The organism is Pseudomonas sp. C2.3V (genome assembly GCF_058536325.1).
On sequence record NZ_JBZUBN010000001.1, the window covers coordinates 579,061 to 602,954 of the forward strand.

The following is a 23,894-nucleotide window of genomic DNA, read 5'->3' on the forward strand; positions in this document are numbered from 1 at the left end:
ATGACGCGGCGTCGACTTTCATGAGAGTTTCCATGTCTTTTCCACCTGCCATTTTTCTGATGGGCCCTACAGCCTCCGGCAAGACCGATCTAGCCCTTGAGCTTGCCAAGGTTCTGCCATGCGACTTGATCAGTGTCGACTCGGCGCTGGTGTATCGTGAGATGGATATCGGTACGGCCAAGCCCTCGAAAGCACTTCTGGAGGCTTTTCCCCATCGTCTGATCGACATCCGCGAGCCCAGCGAGACCTATTCGGCAGCTGATTTCTGTGCCGATGCCCGTCAGGCAATGGCAGACATCACGGCGGCAGGGCGTATTCCTCTGCTGGTAGGCGGCACCATGCTGTATTTCAAGGCGCTCCTTGAGGGGTTAGCGGACATGCCCAGCGCCGATCCAACCATTCGTGCCGAAATCGAAACCGTTGCGGCAGAGCAGGGGTGGGGTGAGGTTCATCGGCAACTGGCAGAGGTCGATCCTGAGTCAGCGGCGCGCATCCATCCCAATGACCCCCAGCGCCTGACCCGTGCACTGGAAGTCCATCGCGTCAGTGGAATGACGATGACCGAGCATCGGGAGCGTCAAAGACAAGGAAATGCAGATTCCGACGCGCCGTTTGTCGCACATTTCCCGTATACTGCCGTTCATCTGGCTATTGCTCCTCAAGAGCGTGCGCTGTTGCATGCGCGAATAGCCCAGCGTTTCCGCCACATGCTGGAACAGGGCTTTGTCGATGAGGTCTCACGTCTACGGGCGAGAGGTGATTTGCAGCCTGAACTACCCTCCATGCGTGCCGTAGGCTACCGTCAAGTATGGGAGTATCTGGACGGCGGAATGAGTTACGACGAAATGACAGAGCGCGGCATTATCGCCACGCGTCAGCTGGCTAAACGGCAGCTTACCTGGCTACGCAGCTGGGGCCAGCTACAGTGGTTGGACAGTATGGCCCGTGACAATGTGTCGCGTGTCTTGAAAAGCCTTAAGGCGGTCTCCATATGCAGTTGAGTCTCAAGAAGAACCACGCCGGTGATGGCGAACCTTCTGACCTTGCAACAAACGAATCTTTTACCTTTGAGGAGAGCGGCACAATGTCAAAAGGGCATTCGCTACAAGACCCTTACCTGAATACTTTGCGTAAGGAACGCGTTCCAGTTTCCATTTACCTGGTCAATGGCATCAAGTTGCAAGGTCAGATCGAGTCCTTTGATCAGTTCGTCATCCTGCTGAAAAACACTGTCAGCCAGATGGTTTACAAGCACGCAATCTCAACGGTAGTTCCTAGTCGTCCTGTTCGTCTGCCTAGCAGTGATCAGCCGGCTGAACCCGGTAACATGTAAATAGGAGTCGCCTTTGTTCTTTGAACGCCCGGGTGGTGGTGAACGGGCCATTCTGGTCCATCTCGAAGGCCAAGATCCTGAATCCCGCGAGGATCCTCAGGAGTTCCAAGAACTTGCGCGCTCTGCTGGCGCTGACACGGTGGCGATGGTTACCGTGTCGCGACATCAGCCTTCTGCACGTTTTCTCATCGGTACCGGCAAGGTCGATGAACTCCATGACTTGGTGAAGGCCGATGAAGCCGAACTGGTCATCTTTAACCATACCCTTACGCCCAGTCAGGAGCGCAACCTCGAGCGCGCCCTGGAGTGCCGGGTGCTTGATCGTACTGGGTTGATTCTCGATATCTTTGCCCAGCGTGCTCGAACCCATGAAGGTAAGCTTCAGGTTGAGCTGGCACAGCTTGAGCACATGAGTACTCGTCTGGTGCGTGGCTGGACCCACCTTGAGCGACAAAAAGGTGGTATCGGTCTTCGAGGGCCGGGCGAAACACAGCTCGAGACGGACCGTCGCCTTTTGCGTGTTCGTATCCGCCAGATCAAACAGCGCCTTGAAAAGGTACGCAGTCAACGTGAGCAGGCCCGAAGAGGGCGGCGACGTGCCGAAGTTCCAGCGGTATCGCTTGTTGGCTATACCAACGCTGGCAAGTCTACGCTATTCAACACCCTGACCTCTTCCGAGGTCTATGCAGCGAATCAGTTGTTCGCGACGTTGGATCCTACATTGCGTCGTCTAGAACTGGCTGACCTGGGACCGGTGGTACTGGCTGATACCGTGGGTTTCATCCGACATCTGCCACACAAGCTGGTTGAGGCGTTTCGCGCCACGCTGGAAGAATCAAGCAACGCGGATCTGCTACTGCATGTGATCGACTCTCACGAAGAGGATCGCATGCTGCAAATCGAGCAGGTGAACGTCGTGCTGGAAGAGATCGGTGCTAACGAGATTCCCATGCTGGAGGTCTATAACAAGATCGACCTGCTTGAGAATGTCGAGCCGCACATCCAGCGCGACGAGGAAACTGGTCGTCCGATCAGAGTTTGGGCTTCTGCTCGGGAAAACCGGGGCTTGGAACTGATTCGTCAAGCTGTGGCCGAATTGTTGGGCGACGACCTGTTCGTAGGTAAATTGCGGCTGCCTCAGGCTATGGGACGTCTGCGTGCGCTATTGTTCAGTCAAGGTGCTGTACAGGAAGAATCGCATGACGAAGAAGGGTATACGGTGTTGTCAGTACGTTTACCTCGTGCAGAACTTAATCGTCTCGTCAGTCGTGAAGGTTTCAAGCCGGATGACTTCGTGGCGCAACATACTTTGCAATAAAGCCTTTATCGACGTTTTTGGTCCGGGTGCCCGGCATCCGGTAGCATTGGTCGGCGCGCCAACCGGCGCGTTTTCGCTTTAGTCAGTAGGGAGAGCGCTATGGCTTGGAACGAGCCGGGTGGCAACTCAAATAATCAAGACCCCTGGGGCGATCGCCGTGGCGGTGGTAATGGTAATGGTGGCGGCCGTCAAGGTCCACCGGACTTGGATGAAGCGCTTCGTAAGCTGCAGAACAAGCTGAATCGCTTGTTTGGCGGTAAAAAGCGCCCGGATTCCAGCGGAGGTAACCGTCAGGCGGGCAGCAGTGCGGGTCTGATTTTAATTGGCTTGGCCTTGCTGTTTGGCTTGTGGCTATACAACGCTATTTATGTCGTTGACGAGCAGGAGCAAGCAGTTGTGCTGCGCTTCGGCAAGTATTACGAAACGGTAGGTCCTGGCCTGAATATTTATTTCCCCCCAATGGATCGCAAGTTCCAGGAAAACGTGACGCGTGAACGTGCGTATAGCAAGCAGGGGCAAATGCTGACTCAGGACGAGAATATCGTCGAGGTACCGCTGACTGTTCAGTACAAGATTACCGATTTGGAGTCTTTTGTATTAAACGTGGATCAGCCGGAACTCAGTCTTCAGCATGCTACTGATAGTGCTCTGCGTCATGTGGCTGGCTCTTCGACCATGGATCAGCTGTTGACATCTGGCCGTGAGCAGGTCGCAGGTGAGGTGCGTGAGCGCTTACAGCGTTTCCTGGATACCTACAAAACAGGTATTACGGTAACTCAGGTAAACATCCAGAGTGCTGCTGCACCTCGCGAGGTGCAGGAAGCATTTGATGATGTTATTCGTGCACGTGAAGACGAGCAGCGTGAGCGTAACCAAGCCGAAGCTTATGCTAACGGCGTGATTCCCGAGGCGCGTGGTCAGGCTCAGCGTTTGATTGAAGATGCCAATGGTTACCGTGAGGAGGTCATTGCACGCGCTCAGGGTGAAGCGGATCGCTTTAATAACTTGGTAGCCGAGTATGAGAAAGCACCTCAGGTAACGCGCGAGCGTCTGTATCTTGAGGCTATGCAAGATATGCTTAGCCAATCGAGCAAGGTTCTGATCACAGCACAGGGCGGTCAGAATAATATGCTCTATCTGCCGCTAGATAAGATGGTGCAAAACCGTCCTGCCGAATCGAGTGATTCATCGACCTCGCCTTCTTCAGGCAATAACAGCTCGAATAATCCTTCGCCATCGGTAAGGGCTTTGCCGCAGCTGCCTGAAGTACGGACAAGGGAGAGCCGCTGATGAGTAACAAGTCTATCGCCGCTCTGGTTGTAGTGGTCATTCTAGGACTATTTGCCTGGAGCAGCCTGTTTATCGTTCAGCAGACCGAACGTGCAGTTATGTTGCAGTTTGGTCGTGTAGTAGATGCTGACCTTAAGCCTGGTTTGCACTTCAAGCTGCCCTTTGTAAATAAGGTGCGTAAGTTCGATGCCCGTCTTATGACGCTAGACTCTCCAACACAGCGGTTTTTGACCTTGGAAAAGAAAGCTGTGATGGTTGATGCCTATGCCAAATGGCGTGTCTTTAATGCTGAGCGTTTCTATACGGCAACCTCAGGTATGAAGCAGATTGCCGATGAGCGTCTGATGCGTCGTTTAGAAGCCGGACTGCGTGATCAGTTTGGTAAGCGTACTTTGCATGAAGTGGTTTCTGGCGAGCGTGATGCCATGGTGGCCGAGTTAACAGGTTCACTTAACAAAATGGCTAATGCAGAGCTGGGCATCGAAGTATTGGATGTCCGAGTCAAGGCTATTGATCTGCCGAAAGAGGTGAGCCGTAGCGTCTATGAGCGTATGGGCACTGAGCGTGAGCGTGAAGCGCGTGAGCACCGTGCCAAGGGGCGTGAGCTGGCTGAAGGTATTCGTGCAGATGCGGATCGTCAGCGTCGCGTCATTCTGGCGGAAGCCTATCGCGAGGCAGAAGAAACACGAGGCGATGGTGATGCTCGTGCTGCTGCGATCTATGCCCAGGCTTATACAAAAAACCCTGAGTTCTACTCTTTTACGCGTAGCTTGCAGGCTTATCGCAACAGTTTCTCTAATAAGAGCGACATCTTAGTGATGGATCCGAAGAACGAGTTCTTCAAATACTTGGGTGATCCAACCCCGTAAAAAGGTTGGCGGGCGCTCGTCGCCCGCCGCTGACCTTTTTGTATTTCGTGGTATCATGAGTCAGCCGGGAACATCCCGGCTTTTTTGCGTCTGCATGAACCATTGCATGGCGGCGAGGTTGTATCACGGGGATGGCTTAGGCGATCTACCGTCGCTGCGCGCTTTGCTCGCTACTGTACCGTGCTCTGTGCGGCAGGTTTTGCCTGCGCGTGCATAAGGTCTTCATGACAGGCTGCTGCTCGCATGATGGAGAAAGGCTAAATGGCAACGGTAGACCGCTGGCTGCTGCCTGACGGAATTGAAGAAATCCTGCCTCCCGAGGCTGCCAGCATCGAGATCGCGCGTCGACGGGTGTTGGAGTTGTTTCAACAGTGGGGATACGAATTTGTCGTAACGCCCCATGTCGAGTTTCTGGAGTCGTTGCTGACGGCGGCGGGCCAGGATCTGGAGCTGCGCACCTTCAAGGTAACCGATCCGCTGTCGGGGCGCCTGATGGGATTCCGCGCCGATATCACACCCCAGGTCGCTCGAATGGATGCCCATGCGTTGCATAGGGAAGGCCCGAGTCGCCTGTGCTATGCCGGCAGTGTCCTGCATTCCCGTCCGCGCGCGCTGTCTACGTCGCGCAGTCCGATTCAGATCGGGGCTGAGTTATATGGTGCCAAGGACACGGCCGGTGATCTTGAAATCATCAGCCTGATGCTGGGTGTGCTTGAACTGGCTCAAATCCCGGATGTGCACATGGACCTTGGACATGTCGGAATCTATCGTGGTTTGTGCGAAGCGGCGGGCCTATCCGGCGCAGCAGAAGAGGCGCTTTTTGATGCGCTGCAGCGCAAGGCGGTAGATGAAGTTATTACCCTGACTCAAGAGCTTTCTGCGCCTTATGGCGATATGTTGCGTAGCCTGGTTGAGCTGTGCGGTGGGCGTCAGGCCCTGGAGGCTGCGCGTCAGCGCCTGGCGGAAGCGCCGCCTGCCGTTGTCTCTGCCCTGGAGGCGCTGTGCTCTCTTGCTGATACGTTAGCTCAACGGTTTCCAGATGTTCCGCTGTATTTTGATCTGGGCGAGCTGCGTGGGTATCACTATCACACCGGCGTTGTTTTCGCGGCGTTTGTCCCAGGTAGCGGTCAGGCTATTGCTCAAGGGGGGCGCTACGACAATATCGGCGCGAATTTTGGCCGGGCACGCCCGGCAACAGGCTTTTCTACCGATCTGAAAACATTGGTTATGCTGGGTCAGGCGGAAATGACCGAGCCGCTAACAGGTATCTGGGCACCTCATGGCGAGGATGCTCAGCTATGGAATGCGATTCGCCAGTTACGTTCAGGCGGTGAGCGCGTGGTGCAGGCGTTGCCTGGCCAGGCGGATTCGGATGCGCGCGAGTCGGGCTGTGACCGACAGCTGACGTGGCAGGATGGAAGTTGGCAGGTGGCGCCCCTGGCGTCGTGAGAGTTCGCCGGGTTAGCCGGCTCCAGAGATTCCTATAGGGGAAAGGTTATGGGTAAGAATGTCGTCGTCCTGGGCACCCAATGGGGTGATGAGGGCAAAGGCAAAATTGTCGATCTGTTGACTGATCAGGCGGCAGCGGTTGTTCGTTACCAAGGTGGCCACAATGCTGGGCATACATTGGTTATCGATGGTGAAAAAACCATTCTGCGATTGATTCCGTCCGGTATTTTGCGTGCCGACACGCAGTGCCTGATCGGTAACGGCGTGGTGCTGGCGCCGGACGCCTTGTTCAAGGAAGTTGCCGAGCTTGAGGCGAGAGGCGTTCCGGTTCGTGAGCGACTGCGTATCAGTTCGGCCTGCCAATTGATTCTGCCTTATCACGTGGCGCTTGATCAGGCGCGCGAAAAGGCCCGAGGTGATGCCAAGATCGGAACGACCGGTCGTGGAATCGGCCCGGCTTATGAAGACAAGATTGCCCGTCGCGGCTTGCGCGTAGGTGATCTGTTCCATCCTGAGCGCTTCGCTCAAAAGCTGCGTGAAGTGCTGGAGTATCATAACTTTGTGCTGCAGAACTTCTTCAACGAGCAGCCTGTTGATTTCCAGAAGACCTATGATGATGCAATGGAGCACGCCAAGGTGCTCAAGCCGCTGATGTTGGATGTAGTGTCGCGTTTGCACGAGCTGCGTAGAGCCGGCGAGAACATCATGTTCGAAGGGGCTCAGGGTACGCTGCTGGATATCGATCACGGTACTTATCCATTTGTTACCAGTTCTAACACCACGGCAGGCGGTGTAGCGACGGGTTCTGGCGTAGGGCCTTTGTATCTGGATTACATCCTTGGAATCACCAAGGCCTATACCACGCGTGTAGGTTCCGGTCCGTTCCCAACGGAACTGTTTGACGAGACTGGCGCTTATCTGGCCAAGAAAGGTCATGAGTTTGGTTCGGTAACAGGTCGTCCGCGTCGTTGTGGTTGGTTCGATGCAGTCATCCTGCGTCGCTCTATCGAGGTAAACAGCATTTCTGGTCTATGCCTGACCAAGCTGGACGTTCTCGATGGTCTGGAAACCGTGCGTATCTGTGTAGGTTATCGCAATGCTGAAGGTGAGCTGACCGAAGCGCCGACCGATGCTGACAGCTATATCGGTTTGGAGCCTATCTATGAGGAAATGCCAGGCTGGTCCGAGTCTACCGTAGGCGCTCGCAGCATGGATGAGCTGCCTGCAAATGCGCGTGCTTATATTGCGCGTATTCAAGAGCTGGTTGGTGCGCCTATCGATATTATCTCGACAGGCCCTGACCGCAACGAAACGATTACGCTTCGTCATCCGTTTGCCTGATCTGATCGGGTAGATAGAAGGGAGGGTCGCTTAGGCGGCCCTTTTTTATAGGCGCCAGTAAAAGCAACTGAGAAAGGGGAGGGAATTAAAAAGCATAACCCCAGAAACGACAAAACCGAGCTATTTAGCTCGGTTGTCTGTAAAGTGGTGCCCAGGAGAAGACTCGAACTTCCACGGTGTTGCCACCGCTAGGACCTGAACCTAGTGCGTCTACCAATTCCGCCACCTGGGCACTCTGCGATATGCGATGATCTCATCGTATTTCGCGTTAGCAACGTTGTTGCCGTTGCTGTGGCGCGAACTATACGAGGCTTTTTTAAACCTGTAAACCCTTGAAGTGGAAAATTTTTATTATTTTTCGAAGACTAACCTTTAAGGCATTTTCGAGCTTCAATATATAGAGAGCTCTTAACCAGACAAAAGGTAACTCTAAACTGATGGCCGATTGGCAATCCCTCGATCCCGAGGCCGCTAGAGAAGCGGAAAAATATGAAAACCCTGTTCCAAGTCGCGAGCTTATTCTGGCGCATCTGGCGCAGCGGGGCGGTCCTGCCTCGCGCACGCAGCTGATAGAAGAGTTCGGTTTGACGGAAGAGGATCAGTTTGAAGCATTGCGCCGTCGCCTTCGTGCCATGGAGCGGGATGGGCAGCTTCTTTATACGCGTCGCGGTGCTTACGCCCCTGTTGATAAGCTCGATCTTGTCTGTGGGCGAATCAGCGGTCACCGTGACGGCTTTGGCTTTCTTATCCCTGACGACGGCAGTGATGACCTTTTCCTGAGCCCTGCGCAAATGCGACTCGTGTTCGATGGTGACAAGGCGCTGGCACGTGTATCCGGTCTGGATCGTCGAGGCCGCCGTGAAGGTGCTCTGGTCGAAGTCGTACACCGTGCCCATGAGAGCGTGGTCGGCCGGTTCTTTGAAGAGAGCGGCATCGCGTATGTAGTGGCGGACAGCCCCCGGATCCAACAGCAGGTGCTGGTCCCCGCCGGCAAGCATGGCGGAGCGCAGCATGGGCAGTTTGTTCAGGTTCATATCACCGACTGGCCTACTGTTCATCGCCAGGCCCAGGGCGAGGTAGTTGAGGTGCTGGGTGATTACCTCGCGCCAGGGATGGAAATCGAAGTGGCATTGCGCAGCTACGATATTCCCCATGAGTGGCCGGCCGATGTAGAGAAAGAGGCTGCCAAGCTCAAGCCTGAAGTCTCTGAGAAAGATAAGGAAAAGCGGGTCGATCTGCGCAACGTACCGTTCGTGACAATTGACGGTGAAGATGCGCGTGACTTTGATGACGCGGTCTATGCCGAGAAGAAGAAGTCCGGAGGCTGGCGGCTCTTCGTCGCGATTGCAGACGTGTCTCATTATGTGAAGGTTGGCTCTGCGCTAGACACCGAGGCCGCACGCCGGGGCAACTCGGTATATTTCCCGGGGCGCGTAGTGCCCATGCTGCCTGAAATCCTGTCCAATGGGCTGTGCTCCCTGAACCCCTTGGTGGATCGCCTGGCCATGGTATGCGAGATGACCATCTCGGCGACAGGCAAGCTCACGGGCTATCAGTTCTACGAGGCGGTGATCCATTCCCATGCGCGCCTGACCTATACCCGGGTCAGTCAGTTACTGGAAACGCCGGAAAGCACTGAGGCGCAGCAGTTCCGTGAGCAGCTGCCGCAACTGGTGCCGCATATCCAGGAACTGTATGCCTTATATAAGGTGCTCGTGATTACCCGGCAGGAGCGGGGTGCTATCGATTTCGAGACACAGGAGACGCGAATCGTCTTTGGTGCCGACAAGAAGATTTCGGAAATCCGGCCTACTCAGCGTAACGACGCCCACAAGCTGATCGAAGAATGCATGCTGTGCGCGAACGTAGCGACAGCCAAGTTTCTCGAGAAGCACAGCATTCCAGCCCTGTACCGGGTTCACGATGCGCCGCCGCTTGAGAAACAGACCAAGTTGCGGCAGTTCCTGGGTGAGATCGGCCTGACTTTGACGAAGGGCAAGGCTACACCGACGCCCAAGGACTACCAGGCGCTACTCAAAGCCGTTCATGACCGTCCCGATTACCGTCTGATCCAGACGGTAATGCTGCGCTCACTGAGCCAAGCGGTTTACAGCCCGGACAATGAGGGCCATTTTGGTCTCAATTACGAAGCCTATACACACTTCACATCGCCTATTCGGCGTTATCCGGACCTATTGGTTCACCGCGCAATTCGCAGCGTCATTCGTTCCAAGCTTGAAACACGGCATGTGAAGCGTGCCGGCGCCGCTGCCATGCCCAAGTCGCGTATCTATCCGTATGATGAGGCGCAGCTGGATCAGCTGGGTGAGCAGTGCTCCATGACCGAACGCCGTGCCGACGAAGCTACACGAGACGTTGCGAACTGGCTCAAGTGCGAGTACATGCGTGATCGGGTCGGCGAGACGTACCCGGGTGTCATCACCGCTGTGACGGGATTTGGCCTGTTTGTCGAGCTGAGCGATATCTACGTCGAGGGGCTTGTTCACGTCACGGCGCTGCCAAGCGACTATTATCATTTCGATGCCGTACACCATCGGCTTTCAGGTGAGCGTAGCGGGCGCAGTTATCGGCTGGGTGACTTGGTCGAAATCGTGGTGGCGCGTGTGGATCTGGATGAGCGCAAGATCGACTTCGAGCTGTCCGAGACGGCACAATCGGCTCCGGCAGGTCGTCGCCAGCGAGGCGATGCCAAGTCCTCAAGAGACAAGTCTCGAAAGCGCGAGAAAAACCAGGTACCTGCCCAGAATTCAGCAGTAGGGATCGAGGTCTCGCCTGAATTGCTCAAGCAGGCAGAAGTGTTGCTGGGCAATACGGACGTCAAGCGCAGTCGTGCAGTCAAGCGCGCCCTGTTGGATGAGGCCAAGACCGGTGGAGAAAAGCCCGCAAGGGCGCAACCTGCCAGACAGGAGGCCGCCCCGGCGCGCACGCCAGCAAAGAAAGGTAAAAAGGCAGACAGCGCTAAACCCGGCAAGCCAGCTAAATCGGCCAAGGCAACGAAGCCGGGCAAACATCGCAAGGGGCCTTCCAAGGCCAAGGCACAGGCGGCTTCTGGTGAAGTCCGTAAACGTAAGGTCAAGTCATGAGTCAGTGGGAAATGGTCTATGGCATCCATGCCGTAGAAGCGTTGTTGCGTCATCATCCAAAGCGGGTGAAGCAACTATGGATAGCCGAAGGTCGTCAGGAACCGCGCATACAGGCAGTGGTCACATTGGCCGATGCTGCACGTGTGCCGGTGCAGACCCATAGCCGTCAATCGCTCGACGAGCAGGTGGACGGTGTGCATCAGGGGATCGTGGCGCATGTAAGTCCGAGCCAGATCTGGGGCGAGGCGATGCTTGAAGAACTTTTGGATAGGGCCGAAGGCCCGCCACTGCTTCTGATGCTGGATGGGGTGACGGATCCGCATAATCTGGGGGCCTGCCTGCGTACAGCCGACGCGGCAGGTGTTCAGGCGGTCATCATACCCAAGGACAAGTCAGCCAGTCTGAATGCTACGGTTCGTAAGGTAGCGTGTGGTGCCGCTGAGGTTATTCCATTGGTCGCGGTTACCAATCTGGCGCGTACGCTGGAAAAGCTCAAGAAGCGAGGGCTGTGGGTTGTGGGCGCAGCAGGAGAAGCAGAGCAGGATGTCTATGATGTAGACATGACCGGGCCGACCGTTCTCGTCATGGGTGCAGAGGGCAAGGGAATGCGCCGATTGACACGTGAGCTGTGCGATTTTCTGGTGCGTTTGCCTATGTCCGGCAGTGTCAGCAGTTTGAACGTCTCCGTAGCGACAGGGGTTTGCCTGTTCGAAGCCGTTCGTCAACGTCGTTCTCGCTAGAGGGATCGGCTCGCCCGCTGAAAGTAGTTAGGTTACATGCTCGATTTTGAAAGCATTTTCAGGGCTTCGCCGAATTCGTATGTTCTGCTGAACAGCGCTTTGACCGTCGTGGACGCCAACGAGGCGTACCTGAGGGCCGTGGGGCGGCAGCGTCAGGAGTTGCTTGGGGTCCATTTGTTCGAGGCCTTTCCTGTCGATCCGTTGCAGGGCAACGTGCCATCACAGCAGGCCCTGAAAGCCTCCATCGAGCGAGCTGTTACGCTCAGGCAGGAAGATGCCCTCCCTGTCATTCGTTACGCGATACCGCGTAGCAGTGCCAGGGGGGTAGTGTTTGAAGACCATGTCTGGAGTGTTACGCATACGCCACTCTTCGATGCTGAAGGTCGATTGCAGCATATCCTCCAGCACGCTACGGATATCAGTGAACTCCAGGCCATGCGTGCCGATGTAGTTCGTTCTCCCAGCCTGACATCGACGAACATTCAACTGGGGCAGCGACTGATCAATCGAGCGAAAGCCTTGCAGGATGAAGGGGCCCAGCTGAGACGGCTGTTTCAGCAGGCGCCGGGTTTCATCTGTGTCTTGAGCGGGCCTGACCATGTGTTTGAGCTGGCTAATGATGCGTTTCTGCACCTTGTAGCGCGAGGAGACGTTGTCGGTCATCCTCTTCGTACTGTCTTTCCCGAATTGGTAGAGCAAGGTGCTCTCAGGTTATTTGATGAGGCGCTAGTCTCTCTCAAAACGTTTTCCGGACGCGGCGTTCGCCTGGATATTCAACGTACCGCCTTGGGGCCTTCTAACGAAATCTATGTAGATTTCATCCTGCAGCCGATTATTGATAACGGGCAGGTGGCAGGGCTTTTTATCCAGGGTAACGATGTCACCCAGCAGAAGCGGGCGGAAACCGAGCTGGCCAATTACCGGCTGCACCTTGAAGATCTGGTGCAGGAGCGGACGCGCGAGCTCAAACGCAGTGAAGATGAGCGACAGGCCGCTATGGTTCAGGCGCAAAAGCTGGAAGCCGTTGCCAAACTGACGGGGGGCGTTGCCCATGATTTCAATAACGTCCTACAGATCATCGGAGGTAACCTGCAGTTGCTGAAAACCCGACTGGCAGGCGATGAGGTTGGCCAGCGTCGGCTACAGGCGGCCAATACAGCCGTAGAGCGGGGTGCAAGCCTTGCTTCTCAGCTCTTGTCCTTTGCGCGGCGGCAGCCCCTGCAGCCAATGTCAGTCGATACGAAGAGTCTCCTGGATGGCATGAGTGATTTGCTGCATCAGGCGTTGGGCGAGTCCATCACGCTGACTGTGCTTGCTGACCCTGATGTCTGGTCGATATTTGTCGATGCAGGTCAGCTGGAAAACGTGCTAGTCAGTCTGTTACTCAATGCCCGTGAGGCAATGGCTAATGAAGGGCATGTCACTGTTGAGCTACATAACGTGTTGCTTTCCCAGGACCAGTGGCAGGCCGCTGACGAGTTGATTCCAGGCGAGTACGTGCAGCTGATCATCACGGATACCGGGCGCGGAATGTCCGAAGAGATCAAGGCGCAAGCCTTCGAGCCCTTTTTCTCGACCAAGCGTGAAGAGCATGGCACCGGGCTTGGCCTGTCCATGGTCTATGGTTTCGTGAAGCAGAGTGGCGGACATATCTTGATCAACAGTACCTTGGGCAAGGGAACATCGATCATTCTTTATCTGCCACGCTCGCTACCGAATACCGATACAGCCGATAGCTCTATGGTCTTGCCGTCGGTTGAGAAAGGTGGAAGCGAATGTATCCTTGTAGTGGAAGACGACCCCGATGTTCGTCACATCGTGGTGGATATGCTGAGTGAGCTAGGCTATGACGTGCTGGAAGCCGGTGATGGGCAGGCTGCCCTGACGATGCTTGAGCAGGGGGCGCCTGTAGATTTATTGTTTACAGACATTGTGATGCCAGGCCCGGTACGCAGCACCGAGCTGGCACGCAGAGCAGGGGCGCTCAGGCCTTCCTTGAAGGTACTGTTTACCTCGGGCTATACACAGGACGCTGTAATACAGGGCGGACGGCTCGAGGCAGGAGGTAACCTGCTCAGTAAACCCTATCGTCGGGATGAGTTAGCCCAAAAGGTGCGTATGATGCTCGGTATGCACAGACAGCACACCCCTACTACAGCTGTAACAGAAGAGGACATGGCGTTGGAGGAAACTGCAAGTAACAAGGTATTGAATATTCTGCTGGTCGAGGATGACCTGACGCTACGTAGCCTGACTAGCGAGGTGATGGAAGAGCTGGGCTATCAGGTTACGGCCGTGGCTTCTGCCGAAGAGGCACTGGACGCGCTGCAGAGCAGTACCTTTGATGTCCTTTTCACAGATATCGGGCTTGGAGGCATGTCAGGGCTGGACCTGAGCCGTCAGGCGCTCAAGCGTTATCCCGGATTGCATGTCGTAGTGGCTTCCGGTTATGCCTTTGACAAGGACGACGAACTCAAACACGTAAAGGCGCTGCTCAAGCCATACGATCTTTTCAAGATCCGGCAGCTGCTCGATGACCTGTCCGTCAGATAGTTGTACCGGCGAGCCGGTTGGCTCGTGATCTTCCTTGCGCCACCCGGTGCCCTTCTCTAGAATACCGCCCCTTGCCTGTAGCGGGCCTCCGCTTGCAGGCAAGTCAAAACGAAACATTCACTCCTTGTCTGACCGCATCATGTGGCAGGCTATAACCCGTAAGGAGCATTTATGCGTCATTACGAAGTTGTGTTTCTGGTTCATCCTGACCAGAGCGAACAGGTGGGCGGCATGGTTGAGCGCTACACCAAAGCGATTGAAGAAGACGGTGGCAAGGTTCATCGTCTGGAAGACTGGGGCCGTCGTCAGCTGGCTTACGCTATCGACAACGTGCACAAGGCTCACTATGTTCTGATGAACATTGAGTGCAGCGCCAAAGCACTGGCTGAACTGGAAGACAACTTCCGTTACAACGACGCCGTGATCCGTAACATGATCCTCCGTCGCGATGAAGCCGTTACCGGCCAGTCTGAAATGCTCAAGGCCGAAGAGAACCGTAGCGAGCGCCGTGAGCGTCGCGAGCGTCCTGCCGAGTCCGAGTCCGCCGATGGCAGCGACAATGCTGATGTCGATGGCGACGATAGCGCCGAGTAAGCCTGGATTATTGAGGAATCATTGTTATGGCACGTTTCTTCCGTCGTCGTAAATTCTGCCGTTTCACCGCTGAAGGCGTGAAAGAGATCGATTACAAAGATCTGAACACCCTGAAAGCCTACGTCTCCGAAACCGGCAAGATCGTTCCGAGCCGTATCACTGGCACCAAGGCCAAGTACCAGCGTCAGCTGGGTACTGCCATCAAGCGTGCTCGTTATCTGGCCCTGTTGCCCTACACCGACAGCCACGGCCGTTGAGACCGGGCATCGACACGAACTAACGGATAATTCGCATGCGAGCCCTTGCTGATTTCATCATGCGCGGTCGCATGCAAGCCACCCTTACGGTGGTGATTGCAGCGGTTGTGCCATTTCTGTACTGGCTCAGCGCTGCAGCAGGGAGTCTGGTCGTCCTGCGCCGTGGCGCAAGTGACGCTGCAGGTGTAGTGGTCTGGGCATTGCTGCCGGCCGCGTTCTGGTGGTATCTGGGGGATCCGAGCATTGCGCTCGTATTCGTCGGTACCCTGGCGCTGGCGCTGGTTTTACGCAGCAGTGTTTCCTGGCCGCGTGTCCTGCTCGCCAGCATCCTGGTCGGTCTGGCGTTTGCTGTGACCATTGGTCATGCCTACGCAGAGCCCATTAACCTCTTGGCAGAGGAAATTCAAAAGCTTCTGCCTCAGATGGCGGGTCAGTCACCGGATGCTTTGCCGGAAGCCAAGCAGGCCCAGCTGCATGAGATGCTGGTACCTGTGTTGACCGGTCTGATGGCGAGTCTTTTCCAGATTGTCTGTCTGCTGTGCCTGATGTTGGGACGTTATTGGCAAGCTGCGCTGTATAACCCAGGCGGTTTCGCGCGTGAGTTTCATGCGCTGAGATTGTCGCCCGCCCTGGCACTGGGAATGCTGTTGGTCATGCTACTGGCACCCAACATCAACCTGGGACTTGGGATGTTGACACCGCTGTGCAGTGTACCCCTGGCGATAGCTGGCGTTGCCCTGATTCACGGACTGGTAAGACAGAAGCATATGGCCACGTTCTGGCTGGTGGGGTTGTACGTGACACTGCTGATCTTTGGGCAGTTGATCTATCCGTTGTTGGTGATCGTAGCCGTTGTCGACAGTCTGTTTGATTTTCGTGGGCGCCTGGGCAATACGCCCAAGGACTCCACGAACGGTGAAGGTTAAAAGTTAAGAGGTAAGACTCAAATGGAAGTCATCCTGCTGGAAAAGATCGCCAACCTGGGCAACCTGGGCGATAAAGTGAACGTCAAGGGCGGTTACGCTCGTAACTTCCTGCTGCCGCAGGGCAAGGCAACTGCCGCTACTGCTGACAACGTTGCTGCGTTCGAAGCACGTCGTGCAGAGCTCGAGAAGCAGGCTGCCGATAAGAAGGCTTCTGCTGAAGCTCGTGCTGCCAAGCTGAACGAACTGACCGTTACCATCGCTGCCAACTCTGGCGACGAAGGCAAGCTGTTCGGCTCTATCGGTACTCGCGACATCGCCGAGGCTGTTTCTGCTGCTGGCGTTGAGCTGGACAAGAGCGAAGTTCGTCTGCCCAACGGCGCTCTGCGTAACGTTGGCGAGTTCGACGTAGATGTGCAGCTGCACACCGACGTTGAAACTACCGTCAAGGTGGTCGTGGTTGCTGAATAAGCGGTCATGACAACTGACTGGCGGGCTTGCACGAACATGCAAGCCTGCCGACAATCGGGCACGTCATTCTCGTAATGACGTGCCCGTTTTTTTTCAGGCCATGAAGGCCTGTCTTCTCTGATCGAACTTTCGGTGCCAATCGCTACGCCATGAATGAGATCGCCATCGCTGAACAATACGATTTGCAAACTGCCGCGCTGAAGGTGCCACCGCACTCCATCGAGGCCGAGCAGGCCGTGCTGGGTGGCTTGATGCTGGATAACAATGCGTGGGAACGCGTCTCGGACCAGGTATCGGACGGCGACTTCTATCGCCATGACCATCGCCTGATCTTTCGTGCCATTGCTCGTCTGGCTGAAAGCAACCAGCCTTTCGATGTGGTTACGTTATCCGAGCAGCTCGACAAGGAAGGACAACTACCCCAGGTAGGGGGGCTGGCTTACCTGGGTGAGCTGGCAAAAAACACCCCCTCTGTTGCAAACATCAAGGCCTATGGCCAGATTGTGCGCGAGCGCGCCACGCTGCGCCAGCTGATCGGCATTAGCAATGACATTGCCGACAGTGCCTATAACCCTGAAGGTCGGGGCGCCAATGAGCTTCTTGATGAGGCGGAGCGCAAGATTTTCGAAATCGCCGAGGCCCGTCCTAAAACAGGAGGTCCGATTGGCGTTAATGACATCCTGACCAAGGCCATTGATCGAATCGATACCCTGTTCAACTCGGATAATGCCATTACGGGTGTTTCCACAGGATTCGTGGATCTGGATGATAAAACCAGCGGCCTTCAACCGTCGGACCTGGTTATCGTGGCGGGACGTCCCTCGATGGGTAAGACGACCTTTGCCATGAACCTGGTCGAAAATGCGGTACTGCGTACTGACAAGGCCGTGCTTGTATTTTCACTGGAAATGCCAGCTGATTCGATCGTGATGCGTATGTTGTCGTCCCTTGGGCGAATCGATCAGACCAAGGTCCGCTCGGGTAAGCTGGAGGACGATGACTGGCCAAGGCTGACCTCAGCAGTTAACCTCCTGAATGACCGCAAGCTGTTTATCGACGACACGGCAGGTATCAGCCCGTCGGAAATGCGTGCACGTACGCGGCGTCTGGTGCGTGAACACGGTGACTTGGCGCTGATCATGGTCGACTACCTGCAATTGATGCGGATTGGCGGGGCAGCCAGCGAAAACCGGACCAATGAGATTTCCGAAATTTCGCGCTCGCTCAAAGCGCTGGCCAAAGAGTTCAACTGTCCGGTGGTCGCGTTGTCCCAGCTTAACCGCTCGCTGGAACAGCGGCCGAACAAGCGCCCGGTGAACTCCGACTTGCGTGAATCCGGAGCGATCGAGCAGGACGCCGACGTAATCATGTTTGTGTACCGGGATGAGGTGTATCACCCTGAAACCGAGTACAAGGGTGTAGCCGAAATCATTATCGGTAAACAGCGTAACGGTCCTATCGGTACGGTGCGACTCGCCTTTATCGGCAAATACACCCGTTTCGAGAACTTGGCGCCCGGCAGTTATAACTTCGACGACGACTAAGTTGTCGAGAGCGCAAAAAAGCCGCGCACCTGTGCGGCTTTTTATAAGCGCCTTGGCCTTGCATGTGGTAATCCAGGCGTGGATGCGCGCGTTCGGCAAGCTCAGCAGTCCAGTAACCATGCGGCTGTCAGGCGACGGATAGCGGTTCGCCTCTCTTAACTGGCTATTTTTTGTGCTATTCTTGCACCTCCTCCCGCACCACTTTTAATCCCCGGAAGCCTTCATGCTCGCTGCCAAGCCGTTGTTCGACTATCCCAAATATTGGGCTGAGTGTTTTGGACCTGCGCCTTTCCTGCCGATGAGCAGGGAGGAGATGGATCTGCTCGGCTGGGACAGTTGCGACATCATTGTCGTGACAGGCGATGCCTATGTGGATCATCCATCCTTTGGCATGGCCATCATTGGACGTCTTCTGGAAGCGCAAGGCTTTCGGGTAGGTATTATCTCTCAGCCAGACTGGCAGTCCAAAGACGACTTCATGAAGCTTGGCAAGCCGAACCTGTTTTTTGGCGTGGCGGCAGGCAACATGGATTCGATGATCAACCGCTATACAGCCGATCGCAAGATTCGCTCCGATGACGCCTATACACCAGGCGGTTTGGCCGGCAAGCGTCCCGATCGTGCCAGCATGGTCTACAGCCAGCGTTGCCGTGAAGCCTATAAGGGGGTGCCGATTGTCCTGGGCGGTATCGAGGCATCACTGCGCCGGATTGCTCACTACGACTACTGGCAGGACAAGGTACGCCATTCCATCCTGATGGATGCAAAGGCGGATATTCTGCTATATGGCAATGCCGAACGTGCAGTCGTGGAGATTGCTCACCGCTTGGCTGCGGGTGAACCCATCCAGGCGATTACCGATATTCGCGGCACTGCGTTTATCCGCAAGGACACGCCGGAAGGTTGGTTCGAGCTGGACTCGACGCGTATTGACCGTCCGGGGAAGGTCGACAAGATCATCAACCCCTACGTCAATACACAGGATTTACAGGCGTGTGCCATTGAGCAGTCCAAGGGGCCGCAGGAAGATCCTGAGGAAGCGAAGGTTGTTCAGCTACTGCCCAGCCCGAAGCTTACCCGTGACAAGACGGTCATTCGGCTGCCGTCGTTCGAGAAAGTAAAGGGCGATCCGGTCCTGTATGCCCACGCCAACCGCGTGCTGCACCTGGAGACCAACCCGGGCAATGCCCGCGCGCTGGTTCAGCGTCATGGCGATCAGGACGTATGGCTCAATGCGCCGCCGATTCCGCTGACCACTGAAGAGATGGACTACGTCTTCGGGCTGACCTATGCCCGTGTTCCGCATCCTGCTTATAAAGGCGAGCGGATTCCTGCGTACGAGATGATCCGGTTCTCGGTCAACATCATGCGCGGCTGTTTTGGCGGCTGCACTTTCTGCTCCATTACCGAGCACGAAGGCCGCATTATCCAGAACCGTTCGGAAGAGTCCATTATTCGAGAAATCGAGGAAATTCGCGACAAAGTGCCAGGGTTTACCGGGGTTATTTCCGACTTGGGTGGCCCGACGGCCAACATGTACCGGATTGCGTGCAAGGACCCGGAAATCGAGAAGCATTGCCGCAAGCCGTCCTGCGTGTGGCCGGGTATCTGCGAAAACTTGAATACCGACCACTCGGCGCTGATCCAGTTGTATCGCTCTGCGCGTGCGCTGCCCGGTGTGAAGAAGATCCTCATTGCGTCGGGCTTGCGGTATGACTTGGCGGTAGAGTCGCCGGAGTACGTAAAGGAGCTGGTAACCCATCACGTGGGGGGTTACCTGAAGATTGCGCCGGAGCACACCGAGGAAGGTCCGCTTTCCAAGATGATGAAACCGGGCATCGGCAGTTACGATCGCTTCAAGCAGATGTTCGAGAAGTATACGAAGGAAGCCGGTAAGGAACAGTACCTGATTCCTTACTTCATCGCTGCGCATCCGGGTACGACTGATGAAGACATGATGAACCTGGCGCTCTGGCTCAAGCGTAACGGCTTCCGGGCGGATCAGGTACAGGCGTTCTATCCGTCGCCAATGGCAACCGCGACTGCGATGTACCATTCGGGCAAGAATCCGCTGCGCAAGGTAACTTACAAGAGCGATGGCGTACCGATCGTGAAGGGGGAGCGTCAGCGCCGCCTGCACAAGGCGTTCCTGCGCTATCACGACCCAAACAACTGGCCGATGCTGCGTGAAGCGCTCAAGGATATGGGGCGTGCCGACTTGATCGGTAACGGCAAGCATCACCTGATTCCCACGTTCCAGCCCGCTGTGGATGGTACTTATCAAAGTGCACGTCGTAAGAATTCGACGCCGCTGGGTAGCAAAAAAGCAGGCAAGCCGTTGCTGACTCAGCATACCGGCTTACCGCCGCGGGCGGCGGATGGCAGCAAGGGATGGGACAAGAAGCAGGAAGGTCAGGCGGTGGCGTTTGCCAAAGGCAAGAAAAAGCCCCGGCGAGAACCCAATATTCCGCGTTGATGAAACGGCGAGCCTCGGGCTCGCCGTTTTGCTATCAGCGGATCGTCAACGCGCCGGTAAGATCGCCCAAGGGGGCGAGACCGTGGGTGACGCGTGCGATGTCGCGCTCCACCAGACCCTTGAGCGGCGGCAAGCCGTGGAGCCGGGTGATCAGGCGCAGGATTGAGGTGGTGTCGTACAGGTCGTGATCGACATGTCCTTTGCGTGCGAAAGGTGACACGACAAGGGCCGGAATACGTGTGCCTGGACCCCAGCGATCACCCTTGGGCGGTGCTACGTGATCCCACCAGCCGCCGTTCTCATCGAACGTAATGACGACTACGGTGTTTTCCCATTGCGGGCCTTTCTGCAGATGTTCGATAACCTTGGCAATGTGCTGATCGCCTGAAGCGACATCGGCATAACCGGCATGCAGGTTGAGGCTGCCCTGGGGCTTATAGAAGGTTACAGGCGGCAGGCGACCGGCATCAATGTCTGCCAGAAAGCGGTTGGTACTCGGATCATCGCCAATCCCGCCGTCGCGGATGTGCTGCTCGCGTGCTGCCGTGCCCGGAGCGAAGCGCTTGAAGTAGTTGAATGGCTGGTGGTGCGCCTGGAACCGGGTATCGGCGCCATTGCCCTCCAGCGCTGCCTGCCAGCCACCCGAGTACCAAGCCCAGTCCACGCCCTTGGCTGACAGCAGGTCGCCAATGGTGGCATGGGTCTGTGGTGGTAGTACGCTCGGGTTGGTCGGATCAGACAGGGCCGGGTCGCCTCCTGCCGGCGGCGGAATCTGGCTGGGCTGATAGGGCGGCAGCATGGTGTTGATGGCATAGCCGTCAGGGCTAAGCGCGCCCGGATTGACGAACATCGGGCGTCCGTCCAGGGCCGAGGCAGGAGAGTTATTCGCCAGAGCCAACTCATAGCCCAGCGGATTCTTCCCTTTAAGCACCGCCACCTTGTCTTTTGCCGGGCTGGTGGTGTGGTTGGGGTAGAACGGCGCGCGACCCGAGATCAGGAACTGATGGTTCAGGAAAGAGCCACCAAAAGCAGCCATGAAGAAGTTGTCGCAGAGGGTGAATTCCTGGGCCAGTTTCCACAAGCGCAACTTCTCGGGCTGGCTGTAGTAACCCATGACCAGTGCGCCGGAGTCACCCCAGGCGACAAAGCCGTCATTGCGTCCGCCGTTGATCTGCATCTGGTTCTGGTAGAACGCATGTACGAGATCACGAGTGATCAAGCCCGGGTTAAGCGGCTTGCCTTGAGCATCCTTCAGAGGAAAGGGTGCATTGGAAAGCCCACTGATCTGATCTTCAGTAATCAGGTATTGCTGACCGTCAATGGTCTGAGCCATAGGCACCAGGCCACCCCAGATCTTGGGTAAGTGCGGTAGCGGCTGTCCGTTACGGTCCTTCTGCTGGAAATGCTTGGCGTTGACCGCAGACAGTGGCTTCGAGACGCCAGGAAAATTGCCAAACAGGTTATTGAAGCTGCGGTTTTCCGCGTAGATCACAACGACATTTTTGATTTGCCGTTTCAGTGAATGGTCGAATGCCTTGCGCTCGGCAGCTTCAGCCATTCCCATGCGGTCAAGACCGGGCAAACCTAGCCCTAACCCGACGACACCTGCTCCGATCAGGAAGCGGCGTCTTGATTTCTCGAGGATGGAATCGGGCTTATTACGGTCGTCATCTTTCATCGGAGGAAACCTCAGTAACGGAGCTGGCCTCTACAGTAGTAACAAAATATTTCAGATTTTCGAGCGATACGTTCTTATTAAGTCAGTTATTTGTATGCCTAGCTAACTTTTTTGCAGGCGCTGGCTGATCAGTTTTATCACTGAGAGCATGCGAGCCAGTAAGGGCAGACGGACTACCGCTGCAGTCCGTAGATGAAGCGCCATGTTACATAGCATGGCGCTAAGAAGGGTCATATCAGCCACGCTTACAAGCGTTGAATACGTCCGGCAGGTTTAGCTTGGCCGGCCGGCTTGCCGGACGTGTCCCGTTCAACGAGATAGTGTTCAAGCGCATCGACATCAAGAATGCCGGTCTCCTGTACGTGGCGGGCGTGCTTGAGGATCTCAAGTCCATCCCCTCCCTGGGCCATGAAGTTGTTCACTGTAATGCGGTAATTCTGGTCGAGCCGGATCGGCTGTCCATTCAGCTTCATGCTTCCGGAAACCACTTTCTGGCCCGGTTTGCCTGCCGGATTCCAGCGGTAGCTGAAGCCTTCCGAAACCTGCATCAGACTGGCGCTGTCGTCACTGCTCCATTGCTCCTCCATGAGCTGATAGAGCTGGGCACCGCTCAAGGTCAGCAAGGTCAAGGTATTGCCGAATGGCTGATTAGCGGCCAGTTGGGCGTAGGTCAACTTGGATTGGCCAGGCTCCAGAGTCAGATTGCTGCGGATGCCGCCTGCGTTCATGAAGGCAATTTGGGCGCCCAGCTTGCGTGTCGCCTGAAGTTGGGCGTCGGCAATGAGATCGCCTAGCGTCGATTCGCCATTCGCATCGGTCATGCGGGTGATCTGGGGGACAGCAATACGTGCGATAGGCCGCTGAAGCACATGCTGGCTACGCTTTTCAACTTCCTGACGCAGCGCGGCGAGCGCTGGATCGGGGGTGTAGCGATGGGCGTCCACGGTCAGGTTTTCGCTACTGGCCGAGACGATGTCGTGGGTCTTGGGGTTAATGCCGAGCCGTACATGGCTGACGAACTGCCCGTAGGAGCCGCCCTGAAAGACAAGGCGATTGTCCACGTGACAGGTATAAGACTGATGCGTGTGGGCACTGGCAACGACATCGACTGCCGGATCAAGGCGCTTGGTAATCTCGACGATAGGGCCGCGCAGGCGGGTGCAGTCTGGCGCGTTGTAGGATTCATTCGTGCCTCCGCCCTGGTGAATCACTGCGATGATGGCCTCTACACCCTGGGCCTTGAGGGCAGGGATCTGGGCGTTGATGGCATCGGCTTCGTCCTGAACGCTCAGTCCGTTCATGCCAGCCGGCGAGACGATCCGGGCTACGTCTTTCAGCACGGCACCCACGAATGCGATTTTTTGTCCGTGGGCTTCCAGGATCTGGTAGGCCGGAAACACGGGTTTACCCGTCTGGTTATCGATCAGGTTTGCAGCCAGGTAGGTAAAGTGCGCCCCCTGATAGTTTTTGTGCAGCTGGCAGGCTTTCTGGGGTCGGTTGGAAGCGCAGCCGCCATTGATGATACGCAGCAGTTCATCCTTTCCGTTGTCCAGCTCATGATTACCGACCGCCGAGAGTTGCAGCCCCAATAGGTTCATGGCTTCGATGGTGGGCTCGTCCGCCCAGAGCGATGAGATGGGTGGGCTGCCACCGATGAGGTCACCGCTGGCAACGACCAGTAGCTCTGGATCCTGTTGACGCAGATAGTTGATAACGCCACCCAGCACCTCTATACCACCCGCTTCGATTGTGCGTTTGCCGTCGGGTGCGGTGGAGTCAGGGTAGGTCAGTCTGGCGGGTTGCAGGTAGCCGTGAAAGTCATTGAATACGGCCAGGTTGATCTCTAACGGTTGGGTCGGGGCCGAAGAGCAGGCCGTCAGCAGGAGGGACAAGGCCACAGGGCCCAGGGCAGCATAAGAGCGAACAGGCATCATCTAGCGCTTCCAGGTGCAGA

Annotated in this window: 18 protein-coding genes and 1 tRNA gene; 16 read left to right on the forward strand and 3 right to left on the reverse strand. The window is 56.1% G+C overall.

Going from position 1 to position 23,894, the window contains the following annotated elements; translation table 11 throughout:
* Positions 1–32: 32 nt before the first annotated feature.
* From miaA to AC4LF3_RS02890, 7 genes are all read left to right on the forward strand, one after another.
* Positions 33–1,001: a tRNA (adenosine(37)-N6)-dimethylallyltransferase MiaA gene (miaA, locus tag AC4LF3_RS02860; RefSeq protein WP_407362802.1), complete on the forward strand. Its 969-nt coding sequence runs from the start codon at positions 33–35 to the stop codon at positions 999–1,001.
* A gap of 83 nt (positions 1,002–1,084) precedes the next feature.
* Positions 1,085–1,333 (forward strand): RNA chaperone Hfq, encoded by a 249-nt coding sequence (gene hfq / locus AC4LF3_RS02865; protein ID WP_026003896.1) that lies wholly within the window; start codon positions 1,085–1,087, stop codon positions 1,331–1,333.
* Between the two features lie 13 nt (positions 1,334–1,346).
* Entirely contained in the window at positions 1,347–2,651 is a 1,305-nt protein-coding gene (hflX, locus tag AC4LF3_RS02870; RefSeq protein WP_122043569.1) for a ribosome rescue GTPase HflX, read from the forward strand.
* Positions 2,652–2,750: 99 nt separating this feature from the next.
* Positions 2,751–3,941 (forward strand): FtsH protease activity modulator HflK, encoded by a 1,191-nt coding sequence (gene hflK / locus AC4LF3_RS02875; protein WP_010796923.1) that lies wholly within the window; start codon positions 2,751–2,753, stop codon positions 3,939–3,941.
* Positions 3,941–4,810 carry a protease modulator HflC gene (hflC, locus tag AC4LF3_RS02880; RefSeq protein WP_010796924.1) on the forward strand — a complete coding sequence of 290 codons (870 nt, stop codon included), beginning with the start codon at positions 3,941–3,943 and terminating at the stop codon, positions 4,808–4,810. The genes hflK and hflC overlap by 1 nt, the downstream gene beginning before the upstream one ends.
* A gap of 261 nt (positions 4,811–5,071) precedes the next feature.
* Positions 5,072–6,259, forward strand: coding sequence for an ATP phosphoribosyltransferase regulatory subunit (locus AC4LF3_RS02885; RefSeq protein ID WP_312270580.1), 1,188 nt, complete (start codon positions 5,072–5,074; stop codon positions 6,257–6,259).
* A 48-nt stretch (positions 6,260–6,307) separates the two neighbouring features.
* Positions 6,308–7,600 carry an adenylosuccinate synthase gene (locus tag AC4LF3_RS02890; RefSeq protein WP_010796926.1) on the forward strand — a complete coding sequence of 431 codons (1,293 nt, stop codon included), beginning with the start codon at positions 6,308–6,310 and terminating at the stop codon, positions 7,598–7,600.
* 145 nt (positions 7,601–7,745) lie between these two features.
* On the opposite strand, the gene AC4LF3_RS02895 is transcribed toward AC4LF3_RS02890, so the two are convergent.
* Positions 7,746–7,832 (reverse strand) — tRNA-Leu (locus tag AC4LF3_RS02895).
* 205 nt (positions 7,833–8,037) lie between these two features.
* Here AC4LF3_RS02895 and rnr point away from each other — a divergent pair.
* From rnr to AC4LF3_RS02940, 9 genes are all read left to right on the forward strand, one after another.
* A complete protein-coding gene (gene rnr, locus AC4LF3_RS02900) occupies positions 8,038–10,704 on the forward strand; it encodes a ribonuclease R (protein WP_491834734.1) in 2,667 nt (888 codons plus the stop codon).
* On the forward strand, positions 10,701–11,444 hold the full coding sequence (gene rlmB / locus AC4LF3_RS02905) for a 23S rRNA (guanosine(2251)-2'-O)-methyltransferase RlmB (RefSeq protein ID WP_491834735.1): 744 nt from the start codon (positions 10,701–10,703) through the stop codon (positions 11,442–11,444). Before rnr ends, rlmB begins: the two co-directional genes overlap by 4 nt.
* 36 nt (positions 11,445–11,480) lie before the next feature.
* A complete protein-coding gene (locus AC4LF3_RS02910) occupies positions 11,481–13,997 on the forward strand; it encodes a response regulator (RefSeq protein ID WP_491834736.1) in 2,517 nt (838 codons plus the stop codon).
* 171 nt (positions 13,998–14,168) lie between these two features.
* Positions 14,169–14,591, forward strand: coding sequence for a 30S ribosomal protein S6 (gene rpsF, locus AC4LF3_RS02915; protein WP_010796930.1), 423 nt, complete (start codon positions 14,169–14,171; stop codon positions 14,589–14,591).
* Between the two features lie 26 nt (positions 14,592–14,617).
* Positions 14,618–14,848, forward strand: coding sequence for a 30S ribosomal protein S18 (gene rpsR / locus AC4LF3_RS02920; protein WP_007161145.1), 231 nt, complete (start codon positions 14,618–14,620; stop codon positions 14,846–14,848).
* A gap of 35 nt (positions 14,849–14,883) precedes the next feature.
* On the forward strand, positions 14,884–15,774 hold the full coding sequence (locus AC4LF3_RS02925; RefSeq protein WP_491834737.1) for a hypothetical protein: 891 nt from the start codon (positions 14,884–14,886) through the stop codon (positions 15,772–15,774).
* A 21-nt stretch (positions 15,775–15,795) separates the two neighbouring features.
* Positions 15,796–16,242 (forward strand): 50S ribosomal protein L9, encoded by a 447-nt coding sequence (gene rplI / locus AC4LF3_RS02930; protein WP_010796932.1) that lies wholly within the window; start codon positions 15,796–15,798, stop codon positions 16,240–16,242.
* A 149-nt stretch (positions 16,243–16,391) separates the two neighbouring features.
* Positions 16,392–17,786 (forward strand): replicative DNA helicase, encoded by a 1,395-nt coding sequence (gene dnaB, locus AC4LF3_RS02935; protein WP_010796933.1) that lies wholly within the window; start codon positions 16,392–16,394, stop codon positions 17,784–17,786.
* 223 nt (positions 17,787–18,009) lie between these two features.
* Positions 18,010–20,262, forward strand: coding sequence for a YgiQ family radical SAM protein (locus AC4LF3_RS02940; RefSeq protein WP_010796934.1), 2,253 nt, complete (start codon positions 18,010–18,012; stop codon positions 20,260–20,262).
* A gap of 34 nt (positions 20,263–20,296) precedes the next feature.
* On the opposite strand, the gene AC4LF3_RS02945 is transcribed toward AC4LF3_RS02940, so the two are convergent.
* Both AC4LF3_RS02945 and AC4LF3_RS02950 read right to left on the reverse strand, forming a co-directional pair.
* Positions 20,297–21,940 (reverse strand): acid phosphatase, encoded by a 1,644-nt coding sequence (locus tag AC4LF3_RS02945; RefSeq protein WP_491834738.1) that lies wholly within the window; start codon positions 21,938–21,940, stop codon positions 20,297–20,299.
* A 245-nt stretch (positions 21,941–22,185) separates the two neighbouring features.
* Positions 22,186–23,874: a bifunctional metallophosphatase/5'-nucleotidase gene (locus AC4LF3_RS02950; RefSeq protein ID WP_491834739.1), complete on the reverse strand. Its 1,689-nt coding sequence runs from the start codon at positions 23,872–23,874 to the stop codon at positions 22,186–22,188.
* Positions 23,875–23,894: the final 20 nt, after the last annotated feature.